The sequence below is a fragment of the Lactococcus sp. LG1074 genome (assembly GCF_017309525.1).
Taxonomy (GTDB): domain Bacteria; phylum Bacillota; class Bacilli; order Lactobacillales; family Streptococcaceae; genus Lactococcus; species Lactococcus petauri.
Genome location: NZ_CP071293.1, coordinates 233,843 through 259,490 on the forward strand (window position 1 = coordinate 233,843; position 25,648 = coordinate 259,490).

At 39.2% G+C, this 25,648-nt stretch carries 24 protein-coding genes; 14 read left to right on the forward strand and 10 right to left on the reverse strand.

Annotation, left to right across the window (positions count from 1 at the left end; translation table 11 throughout):
* Positions 1–29: 29 nt before the first annotated feature.
* Complete coding sequence (locus J0J36_RS01150) at positions 30–1,394, reverse strand: amino acid permease (protein ID WP_019291388.1); 1,365 nt, start codon at positions 1,392–1,394, stop codon at positions 30–32.
* Positions 1,395–1,598: 204 nt separating this feature from the next.
* Between J0J36_RS01150 and J0J36_RS01155 the strand changes: the two genes are divergently transcribed.
* Together J0J36_RS01155 and J0J36_RS01160 are read left to right on the forward strand one after the other, a co-directional pair.
* Positions 1,599–1,973, forward strand: coding sequence for a YlbF family regulator (locus J0J36_RS01155; RefSeq protein ID WP_019291387.1), 375 nt, complete (start codon positions 1,599–1,601; stop codon positions 1,971–1,973).
* The gene (locus J0J36_RS01160) at positions 1,957–2,313 is read left to right on the forward strand and encodes a YlbG family protein (protein ID WP_019291386.1); all 357 of its coding nucleotides are present in this window, start codon (positions 1,957–1,959) and stop codon (positions 2,311–2,313) included. The genes J0J36_RS01155 and J0J36_RS01160 overlap by 17 nt, the downstream gene beginning before the upstream one ends.
* 57 nt (positions 2,314–2,370) lie before the next feature.
* Here the strand turns inward: J0J36_RS01160 and J0J36_RS01165 are convergent, their stop codons facing one another.
* Positions 2,371–2,889, reverse strand: a complete 519-nt coding sequence (locus J0J36_RS01165) for a hypothetical protein (RefSeq protein WP_019291385.1) — start codon at positions 2,887–2,889, stop codon at positions 2,371–2,373.
* Positions 2,890–3,018: 129 nt separating this feature from the next.
* Complete coding sequence (locus J0J36_RS01170; protein WP_003133845.1) at positions 3,019–3,615, reverse strand: CYTH domain-containing protein; 597 nt, start codon at positions 3,613–3,615, stop codon at positions 3,019–3,021.
* Between the two features lie 317 nt (positions 3,616–3,932).
* On the opposite strand from J0J36_RS01170, the gene J0J36_RS01175 reads away from it, so the two are divergent.
* From J0J36_RS01175 to J0J36_RS10460, 4 genes are all read left to right on the forward strand, one after another.
* Complete coding sequence (locus tag J0J36_RS01175; protein WP_019291383.1) at positions 3,933–4,613, forward strand: GTP pyrophosphokinase family protein; 681 nt, start codon at positions 3,933–3,935, stop codon at positions 4,611–4,613.
* Positions 4,600–5,412 (forward strand): NAD kinase, encoded by an 813-nt coding sequence (locus J0J36_RS01180; protein WP_029343532.1) that lies wholly within the window; start codon positions 4,600–4,602, stop codon positions 5,410–5,412. Before J0J36_RS01175 ends, J0J36_RS01180 begins: the two co-directional genes overlap by 14 nt.
* A 212-nt stretch (positions 5,413–5,624) precedes the next feature.
* Positions 5,625–6,506, forward strand: coding sequence for an RluA family pseudouridine synthase (locus J0J36_RS01185; RefSeq protein ID WP_019291381.1), 882 nt, complete (start codon positions 5,625–5,627; stop codon positions 6,504–6,506).
* A gap of 248 nt (positions 6,507–6,754) precedes the next feature.
* The gene (locus J0J36_RS10460; RefSeq protein WP_219906225.1) at positions 6,755–6,859 is read left to right on the forward strand and encodes a putative holin-like toxin; all 105 of its coding nucleotides are present in this window, start codon (positions 6,755–6,757) and stop codon (positions 6,857–6,859) included.
* A 172-nt stretch (positions 6,860–7,031) separates the two neighbouring features.
* Here J0J36_RS10460 and J0J36_RS01190 read toward each other — a convergent pair whose 3' ends face one another.
* Positions 7,032–7,790: a peptidylprolyl isomerase gene (locus J0J36_RS01190; protein WP_019335964.1), complete on the reverse strand. Its 759-nt coding sequence runs from the start codon at positions 7,788–7,790 to the stop codon at positions 7,032–7,034.
* A gap of 324 nt (positions 7,791–8,114) precedes the next feature.
* Here J0J36_RS01190 and J0J36_RS01195 point away from each other — a divergent pair, with 324 nt between their 5' ends.
* Genes J0J36_RS01195 through J0J36_RS01210 form a run of 4 tightly spaced genes read left to right on the forward strand, consistent with a single transcriptional unit; the run spans position 8,115 to position 11,966 of the window.
* A complete protein-coding gene (locus J0J36_RS01195) occupies positions 8,115–9,545 on the forward strand; it encodes an amino acid permease (protein ID WP_019291378.1) in 1,431 nt (476 codons plus the stop codon).
* 12 nt (positions 9,546–9,557) lie between these two features.
* Positions 9,558–10,361, forward strand: coding sequence for a transporter substrate-binding domain-containing protein (locus tag J0J36_RS01200; protein ID WP_019291377.1), 804 nt, complete (start codon positions 9,558–9,560; stop codon positions 10,359–10,361).
* 56 nt (positions 10,362–10,417) lie between these two features.
* On the forward strand, positions 10,418–11,014 hold the full coding sequence (locus J0J36_RS01205; protein WP_019291376.1) for an NADPH-dependent FMN reductase: 597 nt from the start codon (positions 10,418–10,420) through the stop codon (positions 11,012–11,014).
* Positions 10,983–11,966, forward strand: a complete 984-nt coding sequence (locus J0J36_RS01210) for an FAD:protein FMN transferase (protein WP_019291375.1) — start codon at positions 10,983–10,985, stop codon at positions 11,964–11,966. The genes J0J36_RS01205 and J0J36_RS01210 overlap by 32 nt, the downstream gene beginning before the upstream one ends.
* 19 nt (positions 11,967–11,985) lie before the next feature.
* Here the strand turns inward: J0J36_RS01210 and J0J36_RS01215 are convergent, their stop codons facing one another.
* Together J0J36_RS01215 and lysS are read right to left on the reverse strand one after the other, a co-directional pair.
* On the reverse strand, positions 11,986–13,584 hold the full coding sequence (locus tag J0J36_RS01215; protein WP_019291374.1) for an NAD(P)/FAD-dependent oxidoreductase: 1,599 nt from the start codon (positions 13,582–13,584) through the stop codon (positions 11,986–11,988).
* A 95-nt stretch (positions 13,585–13,679) separates the two neighbouring features.
* Positions 13,680–15,170: a lysine--tRNA ligase gene (lysS, locus tag J0J36_RS01220; protein WP_146137660.1), complete on the reverse strand. Its 1,491-nt coding sequence runs from the start codon at positions 15,168–15,170 to the stop codon at positions 13,680–13,682.
* 415 nt (positions 15,171–15,585) lie between these two features.
* On the opposite strand from lysS, the gene J0J36_RS01225 reads away from it, so the two are divergent.
* The gene (locus J0J36_RS01225; RefSeq protein ID WP_019291372.1) at positions 15,586–17,424 is read left to right on the forward strand and encodes an APC family permease; all 1,839 of its coding nucleotides are present in this window, start codon (positions 15,586–15,588) and stop codon (positions 17,422–17,424) included.
* A gap of 14 nt (positions 17,425–17,438) precedes the next feature.
* Here the strand turns inward: J0J36_RS01225 and J0J36_RS01230 are convergent, their stop codons facing one another.
* Both J0J36_RS01230 and J0J36_RS01235 read right to left on the reverse strand, forming a co-directional pair.
* Positions 17,439–17,927: a hypothetical protein gene (locus tag J0J36_RS01230; RefSeq protein WP_019291371.1), complete on the reverse strand. Its 489-nt coding sequence runs from the start codon at positions 17,925–17,927 to the stop codon at positions 17,439–17,441.
* Positions 17,928–17,948: 21 nt separating this feature from the next.
* A complete protein-coding gene (locus J0J36_RS01235) occupies positions 17,949–18,719 on the reverse strand; it encodes a hypothetical protein (protein ID WP_035004412.1) in 771 nt (256 codons plus the stop codon).
* A gap of 386 nt (positions 18,720–19,105) precedes the next feature.
* Between J0J36_RS01235 and J0J36_RS01240 the strand changes: the two genes are divergently transcribed.
* From J0J36_RS01240 to J0J36_RS01250, 3 genes are all read left to right on the forward strand, one after another.
* Positions 19,106–20,095: a YeiH family protein gene (locus tag J0J36_RS01240; RefSeq protein WP_019335960.1), complete on the forward strand. Its 990-nt coding sequence runs from the start codon at positions 19,106–19,108 to the stop codon at positions 20,093–20,095.
* 89 nt (positions 20,096–20,184) lie between these two features.
* Positions 20,185–21,405, forward strand: a complete 1,221-nt coding sequence (gene thiI, locus J0J36_RS01245) for a tRNA uracil 4-sulfurtransferase ThiI (RefSeq protein WP_019291368.1) — start codon at positions 20,185–20,187, stop codon at positions 21,403–21,405.
* Positions 21,406–21,470: 65 nt separating this feature from the next.
* Positions 21,471–22,898 (forward strand): MFS transporter, encoded by a 1,428-nt coding sequence (locus tag J0J36_RS01250; protein ID WP_019294211.1) that lies wholly within the window; start codon positions 21,471–21,473, stop codon positions 22,896–22,898.
* Positions 22,899–22,917: 19 nt separating this feature from the next.
* Here the strand turns inward: J0J36_RS01250 and J0J36_RS01255 are convergent, their stop codons facing one another.
* Complete coding sequence (locus J0J36_RS01255; RefSeq protein ID WP_019291366.1) at positions 22,918–25,008, reverse strand: sodium:proton antiporter; 2,091 nt, start codon at positions 25,006–25,008, stop codon at positions 22,918–22,920.
* A 78-nt stretch (positions 25,009–25,086) separates the two neighbouring features.
* Entirely contained in the window at positions 25,087–25,554 is a 468-nt protein-coding gene (locus J0J36_RS01260) for a hypothetical protein (protein ID WP_206886734.1), read from the reverse strand.
* Between the last annotated feature and the right edge of the window lie 94 nt (positions 25,555–25,648).

A 25,648-nucleotide genomic window follows, 5' to 3' on the forward strand; every position in this document is an offset into this window, starting at 1 on the left:
AAACTTCTGTATTCAGAAGTTTTTTTTATTTATAAGTCAACTGTTTTTTCTTTACGGAGATAAGAAATAATCCCGAAGACGACGATCCAGATTGCTGAACCAATCGCTGGTATACGTGTATCTTTGAAGAAGAAGAGGGAAATAAAGATTAAGCCAAATGCGACGATAGTCACTGGAACTAATACGTTCGGCATTGGAACCTTAAAGCCGTCTTCGAGATACTCACTTGATTTTCTATATTTTGTATAAGCAATCAAGGTCATGATATAAACGATCAAGAAGAGATTAGTCGCAACACTTGTGATAAAGACAAAGCCGTTAGACACACCAGGAATAAGTGAGATAAATGGGGCTAAGAAGATTAGTGCTGCTGTGAAGAAAAGGGCATTTGTTGGGATACCATTTTTCGAAAGTTTTGTGAAGGGCTGTAATGCTTTGTCTCCGTGTAATTTTGAAAGAGAGAAAAGATTACGTGTAGTTGAGAAGAGTGCTGAATTAAGCGCTGAAGCTGCAGAAGTCAAGACGACAAAGTTAATCACTGCTGCTGCCCACTTGAAACCAATAAGGTCAAAGACCATAACGAATGGAGATTGATCTGCAGGAATATCTGTCCAATGATAGATAGACATAATCGCAGTGAGTGCTCCGATATAGAAGATTAAAATACGAATCGGAATTTGATTAATCGCTTTTTTAAGTGTTGGACGTGGATCCAAGGTTTCAGCAGCGGTCATTCCGATAAATTCCATCGCAACAAAGGCAAACATTACCATTTGGAAGCTTCCGATGAAGTTTGTAATGCCATTAGGGAAGAAGGAGAAGTCCTTCGTCACATTGCTAAGACTAACTGTTGTACCATCTGCTTGGAAGCCACTGAAGGCCATGATGATGGCAGTAACAATCAAACCAACGATAGCAACGATCTTTATCATCCCAAACCAAAACTCTGTTTCACCAAAGAATTTAGCATTGAGTGTGTTTAAAGCAGTTAAGGCCAAGAGGATAACGGTTTCGGTAAGCCAGACAGGAACACTTGGTAACCAGAACTGGATGTAGACCCCGACAGCGGTTAACTCAGCCATAGCCATAAAGATAACAACAAGCCAATAAGACCATTGAATAAAATATCCGGCCTTGTTGCCTAGATAGTGACTGACGAAGTTAAGGAAAGAGTGTTGCTCAGGATCCATATAAAGCATTTCACCGATTGCACGGAGCAAGATGAACATCAAGGCACCAATAATGATATAAATCAAAAGAATGGAAGGCCCGGTCATACTGATAGATTGACCTGCTCCTAAGAAAAGACCTGTTCCGATAGTTCCTGCTATTGCAATAAGCTGGATGTGACGATTTTTCAGACCTCTCTGGGTCTGATTGTTTTCATTATTCATAAAAACCTTTCTGTAATTTTATGTACAATTATAGACATTATCAGTTAATTATATCTTTTTTGAATTAATTTGGCAAGATGATGTGCTACATGTTTAGAACAGACTTATAAAAAATGTCATTTATGGTAAATGAAAAAACAGAGAAAGTTTACGGAAGAGGGTTGAGAAAAAGCGGTAAAGTTGGTTTTCTGGTATAATAAGGTTATGTTAATCATAAATGAACAGTTGTTTGAAATTGATGATTTAATCGATGAAGTGGTTAAAGATTTTTTGGAATTACCCGAAGTCGCTACTTATCGTGCTTTAAAAAAGGCTTTTGAAGAAGATGAAGACTTACAATCTAAGCTCCGACTTCTTACGGACAATCAGGAGTATATCGCTTTTAGGCCAGAACTGGCTCAGCTCCGAAAAGAAATCCTGCTCAATGAGAAGGTTTATCAGCTTCGCGTAGCTGAAAATGATTTGCAGGAGCTGTTATCCGAGCTAACAAAAGACATCAGTTCAGCAATTTCAGAACACATTTTTGTAGATGAAAATTTACCTTTGAAAGGAGGAAGCCGTCATGGACGCCATCATTGATAAAGAAATATTGACAAAGAAATCGGAAGATAAGACAGTTCGTCCGCTTGAAATGCAAGGGAGAATTGCGCTTTTTGTCTATTGCAACTCTTACAAAGGGAACAGACAACTTAGTCACTATGGGGATCTTGGCTATACAAGCCGCAAAGCGCATTATAGCTTGCTTTATGTGAATGAAGAAGATGTTTCCGAGACAATCAAGAAACTTAAAGCACTTAAATTTGTGAAACGAGTACGTCCAAGTCATCTGAAAGATCTCAACCAGAATTTCTCTGAAGCTTTTGCGGAGACAAATGAAGTGATCAAAGGACAACTGGAAGCTGCTTTAGGTAAATTGTAATGGAGACAAGACATTATAGACAGAGCCTTTAAGGCTGTGTCTACAAAAAAACTGCCCTTAGGCAGTTTTTTCAATGTGACGAAGATAATTTTGAATAAGGGCTTGTGAGCAATTTTCGATGTGTAAACATTCAGTATCGGTATAAATTAAAGTAGAGGGTACTTGGGTAAACTCATTTTTATAAAATTCCTGAGCATTCTTAATCATTTGTTTTTTAGCGAACTGACGATGAGTAATAAAGTCAGCGGTTGTGAGCTTTATTTCGCAGAGAATCTCATGGCGCATTTGATTGTTATAATCTAGTATGCTGAGGTTGTCCAGTCTCTCCTGTAAAGCTAAGATGAATTTTCGCCCATACTTTCGTCCGTGTAGATTTATCGTCAAGAAATCGGAAGAAATTTTTTGGAGGCGGTCAAAGCTCGCGTTGAGATTTTCAATATTTTTGGGAAGTTCACTGTTGTCACGTAATTCTTTAGCTGCAGCAAGTGTAGCTATTGGATAGAGGTACCAGCTGTGCGCATCAAATTCGGAAAATTGATTGAGAATAGGCGTGAAAAAATGATGAATATCATACATGAGAGTTATTGTTTTCCTTGTTAAAATCTTTAATATTATTGTTTATCAGTTGTGTATCCACGTTGTATAGTGTACCAAATTTTATATAGGAGACCAAATTATATGCAAAAAAGTGCTGAAACAGCACTTTTATTGTTTTTTCAGGTGGCGTAAACAGTCCAAGAAGCGTACAACTTTTGATTTTGAAAAACGAAATTCAATATGGTTTTTCTTCAAGAAAGCAAGGAAATCTTTTTTACCTTGTTCACTATCAGTCACTTCTAGCTCCAACTCATAATCAGTATGACCCAGATAGTCATTCTTATCCAGAGCAGCAAGCCCAATAGGGAGATGTTGTTCGTAGCGGATCGTAGTTAAACTCCCAATCAGAGTAATACTCTCCAAATCTACTCCACGCTCAACTAAGATGTCGCAAATTTCACTCAGGTCAGTTTTACCGCAAGTGATACTTTTTTGTGCGAGTAGATATTGTGCTTCTTCAAGTGTAAGGTCGATATTATGTTCGATATTGCCCACTTGTTGAGGGACCTTGAGTGTCATTTCTGCTGAACGATCAAAGGTACGGATACGCAGAGCTAACTTTTTCTTACGCAGTGTAAAATCTTGAGAATCAAGATAGTGATTTGTCTGTCGGACAGGAGTGACGTGTGAAAAAAGTGTTTTCAATCGGTCATACTCCGGCATAGAGAGCATCGTCTTATGCTCAATTTCTAAATTTGTTGACATTTTTATGTATAAAAAGATGCTCTGTTTAGATTACTCTTTACAAGATCTCCAAGAGAGGCATCCTCCCTTCTTATTAAAATGATGATTGATCTATTATCTAAAAGTATATCAAAAGCCTGTATCTAAGTAAAGCCAGAAAAGAAGAGGGAGCTCCTTTCTTACGGTCTACAGTGCTATTAAAACAGCATTTTGCTTCTTTTTTGTAGACGTAAATTAGTCAAGCTGTCTAGTGAATGGGGGCGATATATGGTATAATTGAGAAAGACCTGTAATAAAATACAAAGGAGAATTGACCGAGCGTCAATTTGGATAAACATATGACTGAAAGTACAACAACTGAATTTAACTGGGAAGAATTTCTTGATCCTTATGTCCAAACGGTTGGGGAACTGAAAATCAAACTTCGTGGTGTGCGTAAGCAATTTTTAAAGAAAAAACTTTACTCACCGATTGAGTTTGTCACGGGGCGCGTGAAGCGACGTGATTCGATTCGGAAGAAGGCAGCCATGCGAGGCTACACCCAAGAAACAATCCGAGAAATGGAAGATATTGCTGGTGTTCGTGTCATGGTGCAGTTTGTTGATGACGTCTGGGATGTGTTAGAGCTTTTACGAAAACGTAAAGACTTAAAAATTATCGAAGAGCGGGATTATATTCATAACCAAAAAGCAAGTGGTTATCGTTCATATCACGTGGTTATTGAGTATCCGATTGATATGATTGAGGGTGCCCAAGTTGTGCTTGCCGAAATTCAAATTCGGACCTTGGCGATGAATTTTTGGGCAACGATCGAACATTCCTTAAGTTACAAATATGGTGGTGTGATCCCCGAGGAAGTTCGAGAACGCTTGACTGCTGCGGCGCATATGGCTGCGCAGTTGGATAAAGAAATGGGTGCGATTCGCGAAGATATTCAAGAAGCCCAATTGCTTTTCGATGACCCGCAAGCAAGACTGGACTACAAGAAAGAAAACGGAGAAGACAATGAGCTCTGGTAAAAAGATCTGGTTGGTAGGGAATTCAAGTGAAAAATCACAAAAGACGCTGTTAGAATTAACAGCGCTTTTGCAGTCCAAAAATTTCAGGTTTGAAAAGGAAAACCCAGAAATTGTTATTTCAGTCGGGGGAGATGGCACGCTCCTCAAAGCTATGCACCTCTATGAGGACAAGCTGGATAAAATTCGCTTTGTCGGTGTTCATACGGGACATCTGGGCTTTTATACCGACTTTATGAATACAGATCTTGATAAGGTGGCGCTTGCCCTAGAGTCTGAAACTGCTGAGCATGCTGTTCATTATCCCCTTTTACGGATACGTGTGAAATTTCAAGATGGTTCAGAAATGCTGCACTACGCACTGAACGAATCAACGATTCGCCGAACGTCTAAGACTTTAGTTGCGGATATCAGGATTTCGGATTTTCTCTTTGAAAAATTTCGAGGCGATGGCTTATCTGTATCCACACCAACAGGTTCAACAGCTTATAATAAATCTATCGGCGGTGCTGTTTTACACCCGCGTGTCGAAGCTATGCAAATGGCTGAGATAGCCAGTCTGAATAATATTGTGTACCGGACATTAGGTGCGCCGATGGTGGTTGCAAAGAAAGACAGTATCATTATCTGTCCGGAAGATGTTGAAGATTACAGTGTTACTGTTGACCAGCTGACTTTCAACTACGAAAAAATTGAAGCTATAGAGTATAGCATGGATGGTAAAACTATCGCTTTTGCAAATTGTGCCCATACAAGCTTTTGGGAACGCGTGAAAAATGCGTTTATCGGTGAAGTCGAATAGCGCTGCTCACACTTTTCATTTATGTGTAGAGTGTTTCTTGACCTAATTATATTTACAGAGCAAGCAAATATGTTATAATAAAGTTCTGTTCTAGGCAAACTCCGACATATGTTGGAGTTTTTAGATGGAGAAAATTCAGCCATAGAGTTGGAGAACATTTCAGCAGTAAGGTACTCAATGTCAAGAGCAGGCTTAAAAGGAGAAGTTAAACAGTGGAATTTTCATTTACAAATACAATTGATGGAAGTACGGTAAAGGCCTTACTTAAACGTCATGGCGTTTCCAAACGCTTCCTTTCACATATCAAATTTGACGGTGGTGAAATTTTAGTGAATGGCATGGAGCGTAATGTTCTCTTTCCTTTACAAGTTGATGATGTTGTTACGATAATTACACCTATCGAGCAAGGTACCGATTTATTGATTCCTGAAGATATTGACCCAGAAGTTGTCTTTGAAGACGATCATTATTTGATTGTGAATAAACCTGCGGGACGGACTTCGATTACTGGACGTTTACATCCGACAGGAGCTATGTCTAATATTGTAAAGGGTTATATCGTACGAAAGAAATATGAGGACCAAACGGTACATATCATTACACGCTTGGACCGTGATACGAGTGGCTTGATGATCTTTGCTAAACATAGCTTGGCTCACTCTCTCATCGTGCATCCTAAATATAAGGACAGTGTGACCAAACGCTATTATGCCATTATCCATGCAGACGAGAACTTACCCAAAACAGGTGAAATTAATTTACCTATCGGTCGAGTGGAGACTTCAATCATTGAGCGGCGTGTGCATCCTGAAGGGAAGGAAGCCAGAACAAGTTATGAAGTTGTTGCAGAGAAAAATGGCTTGATGCAGTTAGATGTCGTTTTACATACCGGACGTACACACCAAATTCGTGTTCATTTTTCACATCTAGGGCATATTCTTGTTGGCGACGAACTTTATGGAGGTAATCATGACCTTATTGATCGCCAAGCGCTCCACTGTCATCATTTACAATTTGTCCATCCCTTTACAGACGAATTGATTGATATTGAATTAGAAATGCCTGAAGACATGCAAAAATTGATGCGTGAGTAAAAGCTATGTGCCATTATTGGCCGCACAACAATTTCAAGCTCAAAAGTACGCTATAGAGCCATTTTTCCTAAAAAAACAATAAAATAAAGCTGAATCTTGTAGGGACACAGCTTTTTCTTTTAGATTCATTTTGAGTTTGGACATGTTATAATAACGGAGTAGAAGTTAAAGGACGGTAGCCTAACTGGGAGGTGATGCTTATGACGTTTTGTAGGCTATAACCTCAAAATACAGAAAGGCGACATTTTTTGTCGGTTTATGAAGCTTTGTCACTCATGCTTGCTTTTGCAATGCTGGTGTTGACATTGAATAATAACAACAAAAAAAATAACTGTCCAACTTTAGCCGAGTAATGACAGTTACTTAAACAATAATATTTGGCTACCGTTCTTCATACGGCTACAAAGGGCTTGTTTGCGCAAGCCTTTTTACTTATTTTCATTATATCATCAACATCAGAGGATAGCAAGGCAGATGAAGTTGGGACTAGCGCTAAAAAATCTTCTGCCTACACAGAAGATTTTTTTATTTTTTAAAGTCCCAACCTTTGATAATTTTAACGCCGGTAATTTTTTCTGGATTTACAGGAGATGATTCTTCTTGTGGATTATTTGGGTTAGCTTCCACTTTGCCTGCAGCAATTTTATCAACAACATCCATGCCTGAAATCACTTGTCCAAAGACCGTATATTGTCCATCAAGGAAAGGCGAGCCACCTTTTTTATAAGCATCGATAATCTTTTGAGGATATTTGCTTGTACTTAAACCTTGCTCAGCTGCTTGTGGATTTTGGACAATAAAGAATTGCGAACTGCTTGTCTCGCCAGGACCACTGTTTGCTAAAGAAACTGCACCGCGAATATGATAAAGCTGATTAGAAATCTCAGTCGCAAATGGTTTGTTGTTATTTACTACGGATTTGCTTCCGGTTCCTTTATTACTTGGATCACCCGTTTGAATCATGAAATCATTAATCACACGGAAGAATTCATTGTTTTTATAGTAACCTTGCTTGGCCAAAGTCAAGAAGTTTTCGACAGCCATTGGTGCCAGTTTAGGGAAGAGCTTAATATTGATGTTTCCAGCTGTTGTTTGAATTTGAACTTCAGCTTCATCCTTGCCCACTTCATTCGACAACTGAGGGAGTTCAACACTTTGCAAATCATTTTTTGCATCTGTCTTGCTGTCAGAACTGTTCGCAAAGTAAAGAAGACCACCAACGATAACAACGATGAGGACTAATAATCCTCCAAAGATAATATTCGTATTTTTTTTGTTTTCCATTCCTATATTTTAACATAAAAGTTTCGAAGACTAAACGACGACAAAAAGTTTATACTTGCAAATTTTAAAATAAAGGACTATACTAAATAAAAAATATCAGGAAGGAGAATCACATATGTTTAAGTTTGACCTACAATCTCAACATCATCATGCGCATAGATAAGAGTTGTGTCATACTTTGGTATAGATGCAACTTTAGAGTACGCTCGAAAGACATCTATGCCGGTGATTCTCAGAAAGACCGGATGGCTAGGCTATACGGTCTTTTCTTTTGGGCAAAATTATGCTGTAAATGAACGAAGAAGTATTAGAGAAAGAAAAAATATGAAAAATGAAAATCAAGTAAAGCGCAATTTAAAACAAAGACACATCACCATGATTGCGCTTGGTGGCACGATAGGAACAGGCTTGTTCCTAACCTCAGGAGCGACGATTAGTCAGGCTGGTCCTTTCGGATCGGTATTGGCTTATATCTTTGTCGGGATTATGGTTTATTTTGTAATGACCTCTTTAGGAGAGATGGCCACTTATTTACCCACATCGGGCTCCTTTACAGATTATGGGGCACGTTTTGTGGATCCAGCCTTTGGCTTTGCTTTGGGCTGGAACTATTGGATAAACGGTGCGATTACGATTGCAGTTGATTTGACAACAGCAGGATTAATCACTCAATTTTGGTTCCCTCAGGTTCCTTCTTGGATATTCTCTGGTGTGGCTACAGTCCTTATTTTTGCAATTAATATCATGGCGGTACGCGCGTTTGGGGAAACAGAATATTGGCTCTCCATTATCAAGCTGATTACAATTATTGTCTTTTTGGTTGTTGGGGTGTTAACTATTATTGGAATTTTTGGAAATAATATTGATGTTGTTGGTAATCTCACAGCAGGTAACCACGGCTTTACTGGTGGAGTGACAGGATTTGTTGGTGTTTTACTTATCGCTGGCTTTTCTTTTCAAGGCACAGAACTTCTAGGAGTTACAGCAGGTGAATCAGAAAATCCTGAGAAAAGTATTCCTAAAGCGATGAATTCTATTTTTTGGCGCATTCTTCTTTTCTACATCTTTACGATTATTGTTATTGCAGCTATTATCAATTACCAAGATCCTCGCTTGCTTAACCCTGATTCGACAGCGGTTATGAGTCCTTTTACTATCGTTTTTAAGAATATTGGTTTGGCAGTAGCAGCGAGCTTAATGAATGCCGTGATTTTGACCTCGGTTATCTCGTCAGCAAACTCTGTCATGTATGCTTCAACACGTATCCTCTACTCTTTAGGTAAAAAAGAAGGCGCACCACGCCAGTTCTCCAAAATAGCCAAAAACGGTATTCCTATCAATGCTTTATTGGCAACGACAGCGGTGTGTGTGGTCGCATTTTTAACAGGAATTTTCGGCACACAAATTTATCTTTTGCTTGTGGACCTGTCAAGTTTGACTGGATTTATTGCATGGCTTGGGATATCGATTAGTCACATTCGTTTTCGTCGAGCCTTTTTGGCTCAAGGCGGTGATTTGAGCAATTTGCCTTACCAAGCAAAATGGTTCCCCTTTGGACCAATCTTGTCCCTGATCATGACGGCCATGATTGTTGTTAATTTAGACCCAGCTATGCTTTTCAGCAGTCACTGGGGCGAAGGCTTAGCCATGTATGCCGCAATACCACTTTTCTTGGCTCTATACTTTGGCTATAAATGGAAGTACAATACAAAATTAGTGCCACTCAAAGCGGTAGATTTGAGCCGAGAGAAATGATAAAATGAAAGCATGAAGAAAATCAAATTCTACCTGCTTCCCTTCCTTCTATTATTTATTTTTATGACTTTGACGGCTTGCGGAGTAAACACGAAGAAAAATACATGGCAAAAGATTGAAGAAAGCAAGACGATTACTATCGGTTATGAGGCAGACTTTGCGCCCCTAACTTCAAAGCAAGAGAGTGGAAAACCTGAAGGTTTCAATATAGCTCTAGCAGAGGCAATCTTTGCTTCTTATAATATAAAGATTGACTGGAAAGCATTGGACTGGTCAGCCAAAGAAAAAGCCTTGAAAGAAGGAGAGGTTGATCTGATTTGGGGGCCTTATACAGCAAATAAGACAAGGGAAAAAACCATTTTATTTAGTGAACCTTATCACACGGGAAATTTAGTGTTGCTTGTTCCTAAAGAAGCAGAAATTTATAATATTGGCGATATGCATAATCAAGCAGTAGGCGGGCAAAAAGCTTCAGCAGCTTATGATTTGTTTAGCGATTATCCGCAGATTTTAAAAAATATTGTCAAAGAAAATCTGATGTTTCTCTATAACCAACCGAGCGATGCAATCGCTGCCTTGCAAGCAGGAAAAATTCAAGCTGCTCTTTTAGATAGGGACTATACTAAAACTTATCTTCGTAATCATCAGCTTGAAGGCTTATACAATATGCTGGATACTCCTTACCCACAAGTTGAATATGCTGTAGCAGCACGAAAGAATGATACTGAATTAATGGATAAAGTCAACCAAGGCTTGCAAGTCCTTCAGCATTCTAGTGAATTTAGCAAGCTCTCTAAGCAGTGGTTTCTATCTTAAGGTGTTAAAATAAAAAGAGCGAAAGCTCTTTTTATTTATAGTGAAGAGGAATAAAGATGAAATTTATTGCAATAGTAGGAACCAATGCCAGCTTTTCTTACAATAGAAAGTTGCTTTGGTATATGAAGAAACATTTTATTAATGAAGCTGAGATTGAAGTTATTGAGATTGCAGGCTTACCCTTGTTTTCGGAAGACAGTATGGACTTGCCTGAGAGAGTTCGCGAAATCGCTGAAGCCATTGAAGCCGCAGATGGTTTGATTATCTCTACTCCGGAGTACGATCATGCCATCACTGCAGCCTTGAAGTCTTTGCTAGAATGGCTCTCTTGGGGAGCTTTGCAACCCATTATCAATACGCCAGTTATGATTGTAGGCGCTTCTCTAGGAAAGCAGGGTTCCGTTTTTGCACAGGAAAATCTTAGACAAATCCTCCAATCACCAGGATTGGAAGCCTTCGTCTTACCGGCTAATCAATTTTTATTGAGTCATGCTGCTGATGCTTTTGATATTTCAGGCAATCTAATAGATAGACAAACAATTTCTTGGTTGGAACATTGCTTCAGAAACTTTTGTCGTTACAGTGCGCATTTGCAACCTCTACGAACATTGATAGAAACGGATGCCGATACTGGAGCTTCAGAGTATGAGTGATTTTTTGTCTAAAAAATATCGAGGTTTAGGCACATTTATTGAGCTGAGTTTACTTGATGTGGAGAAGTCAAAAACTACAGAAAAAATTGAGCAAGGCTATAGAAAAATTGCTCATTATGAAGATTTATTTACAGTCAACAGGGCGTTCTCGGAGTTAATAGCAGTCAACCAAGCTGCGGGTGTAAAAGCAGTTGCCTTGTCGGAAGAAGTCTATGCTTTAACGAAAAAAGCTGTACAGGTCAGTCAGGAGCATTTTGGTTTTAATGCAAGTATCGGACCCTTGGTTAGGCTTTGGCATATTGGTTTTGCTGATGCCCGTGTTCCTTCTGAGCAAGAAATTCAAAAAATGCTTGCTATGGTGAGTCCTGATGATATCGTTCTGGATGACCAGCAAAAGACCATTTTTCTCCCTCGAAAAGGAATGTCCTTAGACTTAGGAGGCATCGCCAAAGGTTATATTGCCGATAAAGTTGTAGAATTTTGGAAAGAAACAGGTTTTTCCACAGGCATTGTTAACCTTGGAGGGAATATTCGGTTTCTGGGCTTGCCCCTAAAAGGTTATTGGCGTGTCGGAATTCGTAATCCACTTACGCATGGGTCATCTTTGTTACTTCAAGTGCTTACCGCATCCACATCTGTCGTGACTTCTGGAATTGATCAGCGTTATTTAGAGCGCGACGGAAAGAGTTATCATCACATTCTCAATCCTGAAACAGGTTATCCTCATGTGAACAACTTAGCCAGCGTGACAATATTTTCTGAAAAGTCATTAGATGGGGAGATTGAGGCGAAGAGGCTGTTCTTTTCGAAAGAACCTGAAAAAGTCTTTGCGAAAAGACAAAACGTGATTCAAGCTGCAGTGCTTATTACCAAAGATAAGGAAATAAAAATCCTTGGACTTAAGCCCAAGGATGTACGTTTGATGGATAAACATTTTAAGATTATAAACTGAGCATTGCTCAGTTTTTTCTTTATTCAGGTCGTGCAAAGGAGGCAATCATTTGCTCTGCGCATTTAAGCCCATCAATGGCGGCGGATACAATCCCGCCAGCAAATCCTGCTCCTTCACCAGATGGATAAATACCTTGTGTAGAAATAGATTGGAAACTTTCTTCATCACGATTGATTCGAACAGGAGAAGAAGAACGTGATTCAACACCGGTCATAATCGCATCGTTCATGGCAAAACCTTGAATTTTTTTGTCGAATCCAAGAAGAGCCTCCTTCATAGAAGAAGTAATATATTCAGGGAAGAGCTGGCTTAAGTCTGTTGGAGTGACACCCAAAGCATAAGAAGGTTTAACTTCACCAATATCAGTAGATGGACGATCTGCAAGAAAATCTCCAACTAATTGCGCAGGGGCTTGATAAGTTTTACCACCGAGGACAAATGCTTTTTCTTCAAGTTTTCGTTGGAATTCAACCCCAGCAAGAGGATGATCTTGGCCAAAATCTTCCGGGAAGACTTGGACCAGTAAACCACTATTGGCATTTTCTTCAGAACGGGCGTGCTCACTCATGCCGTTGGTTACCAAGCGACCTTCTTCCGATGCAGCAGGCACGACAAGTCCTCCAGGGCACATACAGAACGTATAAACACCTCGTCCAGAACTGGCCTTGTGTGTCAAACGATATTCTGCTGCTCCTAAACGAGGATGCTCAGCAAATTCTTTATACTGTGCTTGATTAATCAAGCTCTGAGGATGTTCGATGCGCACTCCAACAGCAAAAGGCTTGGCGGTCATGTTAATTCCCTTGTCGTACAGCTCAGCAAAGGTATCGCGTGCGCTGTGTCCGATGGCTAAAACGGCATGATTGGAGAGGATTTCTTGACCATTTTTGAGAACAATACCTTGAAGTTTATTTTTGTCGATGATAAATGAAGCGACTTGACTGTCAAAAAGAACTTCTCCGCCCAAAGCAATAATCTGCTCACGAATATTCTTGACAATATCGCGAAGTAAATCTGTTCCTACGTGCGGATGTGCTTTGTAGAGGATATCTTCAGGTGCACCGGCTTTTACAAATTCTTCTAAAACTTTGCGTCCGCGCAAGTCGCGTACACGGGAAGTAAGTTTTCCATCTGAGAAAGTACCTGCACCGCCTTCACCAAACTGGACGTTTGAAGCAGGATTGAGTTTTCCTTTCTTCCAGAAATCATCAATGGATTTCACACGTTCTTCAACTTTTTGGCCACGTTCTAAAACGATAGGACGATAACCCATTTGTGCTAAGAGCAAAGCAGAAAACATGCCAGCAGGTCCAAAACCGATGACTAAAGGACGATGTTTCATGGTTTCTGTTCCGATTTGTGGTTCTTTATATTTCAAGTCTGGTGAGGGTGAAACATTTTTTATTTTTTTCTTGAGGAGCTTGGCTTCATTTTTGACTTGGGCATCAACTGTGTAGATAAAGTTGATTTCTCCCCGATGGCGCGCATCAATTGATTCCTTATAAATACGATAGTCAATCAAGTCGGACTCTTGAATTTTTAATTTTTTCAAAAGTAAACTTTTAACTTTTTCCACAGGCTCATCAATTGAAGTTTTTATTTGAGATATTCTTAACATAGTTTGTTCTCTTATCTAGATAAAGTGTTGCAGATAAAAGATATCGCACACTTCTTGATTGTAAAAACCCAGCCCTGAGAACTGGATTTTTGCTTTTATTTCATTGTTGGGAAGAGCAAGACGTCACGGATGGAAGTTGTACCAGTGAAGAGCATGACTAAGCGGTCGATACCGATACCCAGACCACCAGTTGGTGGCATACCGTGTTCCAATGCTTCAACATAATCGTAATCTACACCAGTGGCTTCATCATCACCGAGTTCTTTCGCTTTAGCTTGGGCTTCGAAACGTTCGAGCTGATCGATTGGATCATTTAACTCTGAGAAGGCATTGGCATATTCTTTACCATTGATGAAGAGTTCGAAACGGTCAGTAAAACGTGGATCTTCAGCATTCATCTTCGCAAGAGGAGAGATTTCTTTTGGATGTCCAAAAACAAATGTTGGTTGGATCAATGTATCTTCTACGTATTTCTCAAAGAATTCATTGATGATGTGGCCAACGCTTGTGAAGTGGTTTTCCACATAAATATCATGTTCTTTCGCCAAAGAAGCAGCTTCTTCAAAATCCATTTCTTTCCAGAAATCCACGCCTGTTTGCTCTTTAATCGCATCAACCATGTGGATGCGAGCGAACTTACCGCCCACATTGATTTCTTTACCATCGTATTCAACAACATCTTTGCCAAGGACAGAGTGTGCCACGTGTTGGAAAATTCCTTCAGTCAAATCCATGATATCGTCAAAATCAGCATAAGCTTCATAAGATTCCATAGTTGTAAACTCAGGATTGTGCGTCATATCCATTCCTTCGTTACGGAAGACACGGCCAAGTTCATAAACTTTTTCCATACCACCGACGATTAAGCGTTTCAAGTGCAATTCTGTTGCAATACGAAGGGCCATGTCGATGTCTAATGAGTTATGGTGTGTATAGAATGGACGTGCTGCTGCACCACCGGCTTCGTTGTTCAAAACAGGAGTTTCAACTTCGAGATATCCGCGGCCATCCATATAACGACGGATCTCGCTAATAATTTTAGAACGTGTCACGAAACGATTGAAGCTTTCTTTGTTTGAAATCAAATCCAAGTAACGTTTACGGTAACGTGTTTCAGTATCTGTCAGGCCGTGGAATTTTTCTGGCAATGGACGAAGTGCTTTAGACAAGAAAGTCAACTTGCTTGCTTTAATAGAAAGCTCGCCCATATCTGTCTTCATGATTTGTCCTTCAACACCAAGGAAATCACCTAGGTCAGCCTGTTTGAAAATTTGATAGTTTTCTTCGCCAACTTCGTCTTTACGCACGTAAATCTGAATTTGTCCTTCGCGGTCTTGGATGTGCGCAAAACCAACTTTACCTTTACCACGTTTTGTCATCAGACGTCCCGCGATTGTTGCATGCAAGTCTTTTTCGTGTAATTCTTCTTTAGTATTTTCATCGTATTCCGCATGTAATTCTGCAGAGTTGTGTGTACGAGTAAATTTATGTCCGAATGGATCAATGCCTGATTCACGCAGTGTTTCCATTTTTTCACGACGGACTTTCATTTGGTCATTAAGTTCTTCGATAATTTCAGCCAAAATGTTTTTCTCCTATAAAAAAGTTTATATCAACCATATTTTAGCATAATTTTACGGCTTTTGACAGCTTATAATCATGTTTTTGAAAAATCTTATGAAAGAAAAGTTGAACTTTATTTTTAGAAAAATGAAATGACATCATTTACTCTCGTGAAATATTACATTTAACACAAAAAAAGAGAAATATTGGCGAAATATGGAGCTCAGGAAAGCTTATTTTAAAAGACTTTCAAGCACTTTGTCTTTCTGTTACATTTGTTACTGAAACCAAACATAAAAATACTACTAAAATTAATAAAAAAATGCTACAATAGTTGAGTTATCTTGGAGAGGCCTCTTTATGCTAGGAAAGTCAAGCCTAGACTGAATTAAGCCGGATAAATCCAACTTAAAGATTTTATGATACAGGAGTTACGTTTTGAAAAAAGTCAAAGAGCTTTTAATTGGTAAATCTTTAAAGTCAACAGTAGGAGATTCACACCTGCTGACTAAATTACAGGCCTTAGCCATGTTATCGTCAGATGCCTTGTCATCAATTGCTTATGGACCTGAACAAATTCTTTTGGTATTGGTTGCAGTAGGTGCGGGCGCTTCATGGTATTCGATACCTATTGCCTTAATTATTTTGGTTTTACTGTTTGCGCTGATTGGAAGTTATACACAGGTTATTCATGCCTATCCATCAGGAGGCGGAGCTTATCTGGTTTCAACAGAAAATCTCGGTACAATTCCAGGATTAATATCCGGTGGATCGCTTTTGGTCGACTATATGTTGACGGTTGCTGTATCTACAGCTTCAGGAGCTGATGCTATAACTTCAGCTTTACCTGAACTTCATCAGTACAATTTAGAAATCGCAGTTGCTCTTGCTTTACTGCTTATGCTGATGAATCTCCGAGGTTTGCGAGAATCAGCAGCCTTCCTCATGATTCCTGTCTATACATTTATTGTGACGACAGTTGCCCTCTTAGGTGTCGGGGTATTCCGTATTGTATCTGGAAGTTTACCCTACCAAGCGCCAGCTCATATCGGTACAACCGTAGGAGGAGTTTCACTTATCCTCTTGCTCAAAGCCTTTTCAACAGGTTCATCATCTCTGACAGGGGTAGAAGCCATTTCGAATGCTGTACCATTCTTTAAACAGCCGAAAGAAAAAAATGCAGCTAAGACTTTGGTAATGATGGGGATTATTTTAGCAGTGTTCTTCAGTGGTGTTATCTTCTTTGCTTATTGGCTTGGGTTAACACCACGCGGTGATGTGACCATTATCGCCCAAATGGCGCAACAGATTTTTGGAGACAGTGTCTTTGGGCACGCATTCTTCTTTATCTTCCAAATTGCTACAGCTCTCATTTTGGCAGTAGCAGCTAATACAGGTTATTCCGCCTTTCCAATGCTTGCTTTTAATATGGCGAAGAAGAAATACATGCCTCACTTGTTTACTGCTCGTGGGACACGTTTGAGTTATTCGAATGGGATTATCAGTTTGGCTATTGGTGCGGTCATTCTCTTGTTTATCTTTGATGGACAAACAGATCGCCTTATCCCCCTCTATGCTATTGGTGTCTTTACACCATTTACGTTGGCTCAAATCGGTATGGTTGTCCATTGGCGCAAGAAGCTGGGCAGTAAGTTCCTCTTACGTTCTATCCCTAATATTATTGGGGCAATCATTTCTTTTGTCGTGGTGATGATTTTGCTCATTTTCCGCACAGCTGAAATTTGGCCATTCTTTATTGTTTTACCTATTTTGATTTTCTGCTTTATCCGTATCCACAGTCATTATATGAATGTGGCGGAACAATTGCGCTTGCGCAAAGAAACTGCAGAGCATAAGTTTGATGGTAATACAGTTATCGTCTTGGTCGGAAATGTAACAAATGTCGATGTTGGGGCGATTAACTATGCCCGGTCTGTAGGAGACTATCTTATTGCACTTCACGTGTCTACAAAAGAAGATACGGAAAAAGAAGCCGAAATCGAACGTGATTTCAATGAAACCTTCCCAGATATTAAGTTGACCGTTGTACATACCAGCTATCGTAGTATCATCACGCCAGCTGTTCGCTTTATTAATCTCGCTGCAAAACAAGCAAAAGCGCACAACTATACAACTACTGTTTTGATTCCGACTTTCATTCCGTCGAAACCATGGCAAAATATCTTCCACAATCAGACCGGTTTACGCCTCCGTTATTACCTGAACGCTCATGAAGATATCATCCTTTCAAGCTACAACTATCATTTGAAAAAATAAATAATATAAAGTGTTCACCCTAGTAACTTTTGGCTAGTCGGAGCACTTTTTTCTTTGGAGTCAAGAGAATACTTAAAGAAACAGAGCAAGAAGAGAAGACCAAGGCAGACTGATGCTATATAACCATAATCATAGAAAAGCCAGAAAAATTCACTAAATCCTCGAAGTTGATGGGGCTGAACATGATTGTCAATGGCCATAACTAGGGGGAAGTATATAATGAAGTAACAAGCATATAAGATGAGACAAGCTAGAACTATGAAATGTGTCCCTCTTTCTTTTTTAAAGGAGAGAAAGAAAGCGAGGGATAGAAGTAGAAGGAGGGCAAGACCTACAGCCATTTCTTGATGAAAGAGCAGGTAAAAGAAATTTTCATATACTTGTTCCAAGCTTAAAGTTTCAGAAAACTTTACTCTGTTGAGTGTGCTTGGTAAAAACATGGAAGCAAACCAAGCGAGGAACAAGAAGATGAGGTGTCCAGGCTTTATTTTAATATTATTCATGGTTTATTCTCACTTTTTGGATTAATAGGCGCTGTTGATTGTAGAAAAGCTCCATGTTGAGTTTCCACGCCGTAAAGTTGCACTATAAGTTGCTCGGATTTGAGTGGAGCTAGACAAAATTTTCACATAAGAATAGTTTCGATTGACAGCCCAAGAACGGCTTGAACCAAGATTAGTCGTATTTATCTGTTGTATGAATCCACCTGTAGCTGCTCCTCTCGGCCCATTATTTGCAGTCATGACGCTAGAACGAGTGACTAAGGTTCTATTATCATAATTTGTATAACCGCCTGTAACTCGTGTAAGTCGAACATTCCCCCCTGAAACTACCCAAGTTATTGTCACATGAAATCTTACAGCCGCAGTTCGATCCCACATCACTCTATTTTGACTAGCGGCAGAGACTTTTTTGCCAAAAATATTTGGTAAAGTAGAGGTAAAGGAGAAGTTGTCTATTGACTGGCTTGTATCTTGTTCAGCTTTATTTAACTCTGAGGTATAAGTAGTGGTTCCTTCTGTGACCTCCTCATCATCATTAGTAATTTCAGATTCAACAACAACAGGTACAGTAAAAGTCTCTGCTTGATTTGTCTCTGCGCTTAGAGTAGCCCCTTTTTTAACTTCATATTTAACTTTATCACTTTCATTAGTGAATACTTTATCTGCATCCTTTGGAATAAAAAGATGAACATCACCATCTTTATCTAACTTTATATCTGGGGCGATAGTATTCTCTGCTTTAGTCCTCACGCCACAGCCAAGCAAGACTGAAAAGAATAAAATTATAATCATAAATTTAATGTTTTTCATTAGCAAAGCCTCTTTTCTCTATTTGTTTACTGATAATATTGGCTACTTTCTATGCAAGCCAATATTTAAAAGTGTGAAGGGAAACTATATAACTCCTTTCTTGTATATTTATAACTCTCTTAATTATAAAAGCCATAAGACGTTTAAGTCAAAATTTATGCTACACTATGTGTACTTTTGTTAAGGTTGAAACCATAATTAGAAAAATGTAGAAAGCTAATTTTTCCTTGTATAGACTACATAGATGGCTATTTTAAAAATAGATTATAAGTGTGCCAAATATGCCCAGCTCTCTTTTAGATGCAAATGAATACACAAATTAATTTTTGTTTTTTGTTATAATAGTTGTCATGCTAAATAAGAAGATCATGCCAGGTTTAGGGCTCAGTTTTGTAGTTGCCGTAGTCAGTTACTTTTTAAATCTCTATGTTTTTAAAGGGATGGGTGCAGCCACGATTGCTATTTTATTGGGAATTATTTTGGGGAATGTTTACTTTAAACAACCAGTCCTCTTTGCAGGTACGGCTTGGTCAGAAAAGAAACTTCTTGAATTTTCAGTAATGTTTTTAGGAGCGACAGTTACCTTTCAAACGATACAAAAGCTAGGCTGGAGTGGTATAAGTTTTATTCTTCTACAAATGGTGCTTACAATTGTTTTTGTCATGTTTATTGGAAAGAAACTTGGATTTTCCTCGAAAGTTAATGCGCTAATGGCGTCAGGAAACGCCGTTTGTGGTTCTTCCGCCATTGCGGCAGTTGAGCCAGTCATTGGAGCAGAAGACAAAGACAAGCGAACAGCGATAACTATGGTTAACCTGATGGGGACTGTGTTAATGCTTCTATTACCCATTTTAGGTACATGGTTCTTTGGAGCAAATGATTTCCTACGTGGTGCTTTGATTGGGGGAACCATTCAGTCTGTGGGACAGGTTGTCGCTTCAGCAACAATGGTGAATGCTGAAACAACAACAATGGCTACCTTGTTTAAAATCATGCGTATCATCATGCTTGTTTTTGTTGTCCTTTATTTTTCTTTCCAAACACGTCGCATAGAGAAAGCACCGACAGGGCAGGAAGGTCAGCTCAAGATCAAGCGCCAATCCTTTCTTCCTTGGTATGTATTAGGATTTATTATTCTGTGTAGTCTGGATACAGTCTTTCAATTTCCAAAAGTAATTACTGAAACGGCACGTTTTATCAGTAGTTGGTGCGAAATTATCGCTTTAGCCGCTATCGGTTTACGTCTTAATCTAGTAGAATTTGTCCGCGCGGGAAGAAAGTTAGCAATCTATGGCTTAGCTGTACTTGTTTTCCAAGTGGGGATTGCATTGGTTTTGATTCGTCTATTATTAACCTAGAAAAATAGCTAATGTGGTATAATAACCTGTACTGAAATTCTCTCAGGAATAAAAAGATAACCTTATATTAAGTAACAAAGGAAAATAAAATGACTATCGTATACGATGAAATTATGGTTCGCTATGGTGAACTTTCAACAAAAGGAAAAAATCGTGGCTTTTTTATCAATCGTTTGGCCAACAACATCAAAGAAGTTCTCGCTGATTTGACAGACTTGAAGATTACAGCGCAACGAGATCGCGCGCATATCCAGTTAAATGGTGCAGACTACGAAGAGGTTTCTCAACGTTTAACTAAAGTTTTTGGGATTCAAAATTTTTCAGCATCCATCAAAGTTGAAAAATCCATCGAAGGTCTAAAAGTAGCAGTTGTTGACTTGATGAAAGAAATTTACCATGAAGGAATGACTTTTAAAATTGCAACACGTCGGGCGGACCATAGCTTTGAACAAGATTCCACAGAGTTAAACATGACTTTAGGTGATGTTGTCTTTGACAATTTTGACTATGCCAAAGTACAAATGAAAAAGCCAGATATCACTCTCCGTGTTGAAATTCGTCTTGAAGGTGCTTATCTTAGTTTCGAAACACTTAAAGGTGCAGGAGGAATGCCTGTAGGAACAGCAGGCCGCGGTCACTTGATGCTTTCAGGTGGGATTGATTCTCCAGTTGCAGGTTACTTGGCTCTTAAACGAGGTGTAGAAATTGAGGCAGTTCACTTTGCTTCACCACCTTATACAAGCCCTGGTGCTTTGAAAAAAGCAAAAGATTTAACAGCAAAATTAACAGCGTTTGGCGGAACAATCACTTTTATTGAAGTTCCGTTTACTGAGATTCAAGAAGAAATCAAAGCCAAAGCGCCACAATCTTATTTGATGACTTTAACTCGCCGTTTTATGATGCGTGTAGTTGACCGCATTCGTGAAGATCGTGGGGGTAAAGTGATTATTAACGGTGAAAGTTTAGGGCAAGTCGCTTCGCAAACATTAGGTTCAATGTCTGTGATTAATGAAGTCACAAACACTCCTGTTATTCGCCCCGTAGTCACAATGGATAAGATCGAAATTATCGATATCGCCGAAAAGATTGATACCTTTAATCTTTCAATTCTACCATTTGAAGATTGCTGTACTGTATTTGCCCCTCCATCACCAAAAACAAATCCTAAACTAGAAAATGTTTTAGCCTATGAAAAACGTTTGGACGTTGAAGGTATGGTTGATCGTGCCGTTGAAGGTATTATGATTAGCCGCATCACGGGCGAAAACTGGGACAAAGCAGAAACCAATGAATTTGACGATTTACTTTGATTTTTGAAAACTGTATCATTAGATGCAGTTTTTAGTCTCTTTGTAGGTAAATAGAAAGTAAATAAATGAAAAATAGAACAAAAGTGCTGCTCACCATTGGTTTATTTACACTCATGTCAACTTTAGACGGCTCGATTGTAAATATTGCCTTACCAACAATGGCGCGTGAGCTAAATGTGTCAACTTCACAGATTACGTGGGTGGTCACAATTTATTTGATCGTTATCAGTGCAATCATCCTTATTTTTGGACGACTTGCGGATTTGATTGGGAAAACAACCGTAACAAGATGGGGCTGGACGATTTTTATTGTCGGTTCGTTATTGGCTGGGCTAAACATCGGCTTAGGCTTACCATTCCTACTCTTTGCACGTGTCGTACAAGCTATCGGAGCTTCCATGTTTATGGCAACAAGTTTTGGGATTGTGGCGCAGGTTTTTCCTGTTGAAAGTCGAGCGCGTGCGATGTCTATCACTTCCATGTTTGTATCTGTCGGCTCGATCGCAGGACCAGCTTTGGGCGGCTTAATTTTACAAGTTGCCTCTTGGAATTATATCTTTTGGATTAATGTTCCGATAGGGATATTGGCCTGGATTTTTGGAAGTCGGGCTTTACCAGAAGATGAAGGGCAAGGCTCTATAAAAGAAGTTGACTTGTCAGGTGGTTTACAAATGACTGCTGTGATCGTTCTTTTATTCATGGCTTTGAATTTTGGCCAAACTTTAGGATGGAATAATCCGCTCTTACTTCTCGGCGTGGCTCTTGGCTTTATACTTTTTGTTAGCTTTATTTTTACGGAGCGCCGAAAGGAAAAACCTTTACTTGACTTGGGGATTTTTAAAAACAGACTCTTTTCTTTGAGTCTGCTGATGTCACTTTTAAACTTCACTGTTGCGATGTTTGCTAGCATCTTGCTTCCTTTCTATCTGCAAGATTATCGTGATTATGCGCCTGGTGCGGCTGGCTTTATCATGATGGCCTATCCAGCTGCCATGCTTATTGTGAGCCCAATAGCAGGTGCACTCGCAGATAAAATAGATAAGGAAGTAATTACCTTTGTGGGGATTTCAGGGATTGTTCTTTCTCAGATTGGTTATCTTTTGATTCGAGCAGATTCGCCACAATGGTGGGTGATTGCGATTCTCTTACTCCAAGGTGCCTCAATGGGGGCTTTCCAAAGTCCTAATAATGCTTTAATCATGGAGACAGTAGAACGTAAGTATTTAGGAATAGCAGGCTCTGTGAATTCTTTGATTCGGAACATGGCTTTTGTTTTAGGAACTTCTGTAGCAACCATTATTTTGTTCCTTTCCATGTCCAGTCAACTTGGTTATACGGTAAGGACTTATTTGCCAGAACATCCAGATACCTTTTTACAGGGAATGCATATGGCTTTCGTATGCTCACTTGTCCTGACAAGTATTTCTTGGATCTTGGCGGGCGTTCGTCTTTTAGGGCGTAAAAAAATAAAAGAACACCTGAGCGAAGGATAAAGCTCGGTGTTTTTTATTTTCATTTATTTGTTGAAAGTTCATTGTTTGTTGTCTTTTGAACTTTTTTACGTCTCTTTTCAATAAAGTCGTAGAGTAAGGTATGATGATTACTTGCAAGGGAATAATCCTCTAAAGTATTTACATTTTGACGTAAGACTTTTGCCTCGCCGATCGTTAACTCACCACGGGATTCATACTCAAAGATGGTTTTGCGTTCAAGATAGTAAGCACGCATCATCTCTTTCAGATTATTAGGCTGCGCACGATGTAAAATACCAGTAATATAGCCACCGCGGGCAACAAACTCTGCAGAGCGTAAACGTTCTGCTTGTAGGTAATGGATTAAACGCTCATCGTAAACTGATTCCAGATTGTCCAAAGCTTGAAGGACTAACTCCGTATTAGAAAAGTAAAGCTCGGTAATTTCACGATGTGCTGTAGCATTATCTGGTCGTGTTTTACGGAAACTGAAATCTAGACGGATAATTCTTGAGAAGAAAAAATGAAGCACACGGATGGAAATGGCCGAAGCGAACTGGATACTTGAAACCAAATTATGCGCAACGGATTGTTCCATCGAATGAAGGTATCGCTGATAAGTCCGATAGGTGTACATGGAAATCTCATTTTGTCTCAAGGCATTTTCCAGTCCCTCAGCTTCAAGACGGACGATAAGCAATTGCAATTCATTAAAGTCAATCGAAGTATTTGAACTTTCTTGCTCGATGATGAGTTTTTGAATGCGGTCTTGATAGCTGTCGATAGCAATATTATAACCAAGGCGCGCTTTTTCTTTTGTAACTTGTTTTAGATCATTTTCCAATTCTCGAACGACATCGGCTAAGATAGAAATTTTTACCATGTTGTCAACTTTGACAACTTTTTTGGCAGCGATTAAAGGTAAAACAAATAGTCCAGTTAAAAAACTGAGCGCGGTAACTGCCGCACAGAGAAAGATGATTAAGCTATGCGGGATATCTACTGTCCGTGGCAACAAAAGGACAGTGGCAATGCTGACGGTACCTTTGGAGCCAGCAAAAGTCAGTAACAAGATATCGTTCCAGTAAGCAGAAAAGCTTTGATTGCGACGCAGAGATACATAACGATAATAAACAGCCAACAAGGAAAAGCGAAGGGCAAAAAGACCAATGGTTAAAAGTAAAACCATGAATAAAAGAGAAGTCGTAGAGTAAAGTGGATCAGCAATGAGCGGAAAAACAAGCTGATGTAACTCTATCCCGAGGAAAAGGAAGACTGTTGAATTTAAAACAAAGGTCAGCAAATTCCAGATAGTATTTTTCACTTTTGTGACTTGGGCATCAAAAAGCGTGGTCCTTTTAAGGCCGTTGGCTTGCATGACTCCAGCGACAACGACAGCGATGATTCCAGAAACTTCAAGCATATCAGCAATTAAAAATGCAGATAAAGGAAGCATAAGCTCCAAAATAAGGTAACCTGTAACATCTCGGGCATCGACATCCTCAAGAATTCTGAGAATAAAGGACTTCATCCAAACTAGAATGAAACCGACCAGTGCGCCCCCGATTGCAGAGACTACAAGGTCAGCAGAAGCATGAGTTAGGGAAAATTCGCCAGTGACCAGCGCAAGAACCGCAATCTGGAAGGAAATGATACCAGAAGCATCATTCAGCAGGCCTTCACCCGTAAGGATACTCATGACCCGCTTGGGGAAACTAAAGCGTTCAGATAAGGCAGCAACAGCGATTGCATCTGTTGGTGCTAATGAAGCCCCTAAGGCAAAACAAGCAGCCAAAGGTACAGATAAATAAAAGAAATGCGTTAAGTAGCCTAAACCAATAGTTGTAATGAAAACTAAGGGAAAGATAAGCATTAATATCGTTCGAGTATGTTTAAAGATATGTTTGACATCTGCCTCTTCACTCTCACGGAAAAGCAAAGGAGCAATGATGAAGCCCAAGAAGAATTCTGGGTCAACCTGCAAAAGTTTTGACGCACCTAAAAAGCCCAAACATAGCCCAATCACGACTTGAATCAGTGGGAGAGCCAACTTTGGGAAAACTTTATTGATGATATTTGAAATAACTAGAGCAAGAAGAAAAATGATGACATAAAAAATAGTATGGAGCACAAATTTTCCTTTCTTTTGTCTATTTTAGAGCAAGAAGCTGCATTAAAAGTACAGCATATTGGTTATAAGGCTAAAAGGTTACTTTATCTTTTTGAAAAGGTCCTTTTTTTGATTAATCTTCTGATCGATTTTGGCACAGCTCTTTTTACTTAAGAGAGCGCGACAGCGTTTGATCTCAAGCTCTGTTAATTGACGTTTAAGCTTCTCTTTTTTAGTGAAGTCTGATTCACCGCAGTCGATATATTCAAGCCTTTGCTGAAGAAGAGATTGTTTATACTTGATAGCCTCAATTTGATGTTTCAGCTTTGATATTTGTTCATAACTAGCATCTTGCTGATGGAAATCCTTAAGTTTTTGAGACAAGAAAAGTTTCTTCTCTTCGAGAAGATGAAGTGATTCAAGTATTTTGTGTCTTTTTTCCTCTTGTGAAACTGGAGTATAAATCTCACTTTTTTCAGAATCAGAGGTTTCTTCTGTAATTTCTTCTTTTTCTAAATACTGTTCACGTAAATCTCTCAGCATTTGTTCAAAATCTTTATCAGGCATGCTATTATCCTTATAATCTTGTTCTTAAACTCTATTATATCATGATTCAATTAGAAAAATAATGCGTTTGGATTAAAAAAGCAACAGAGAATTC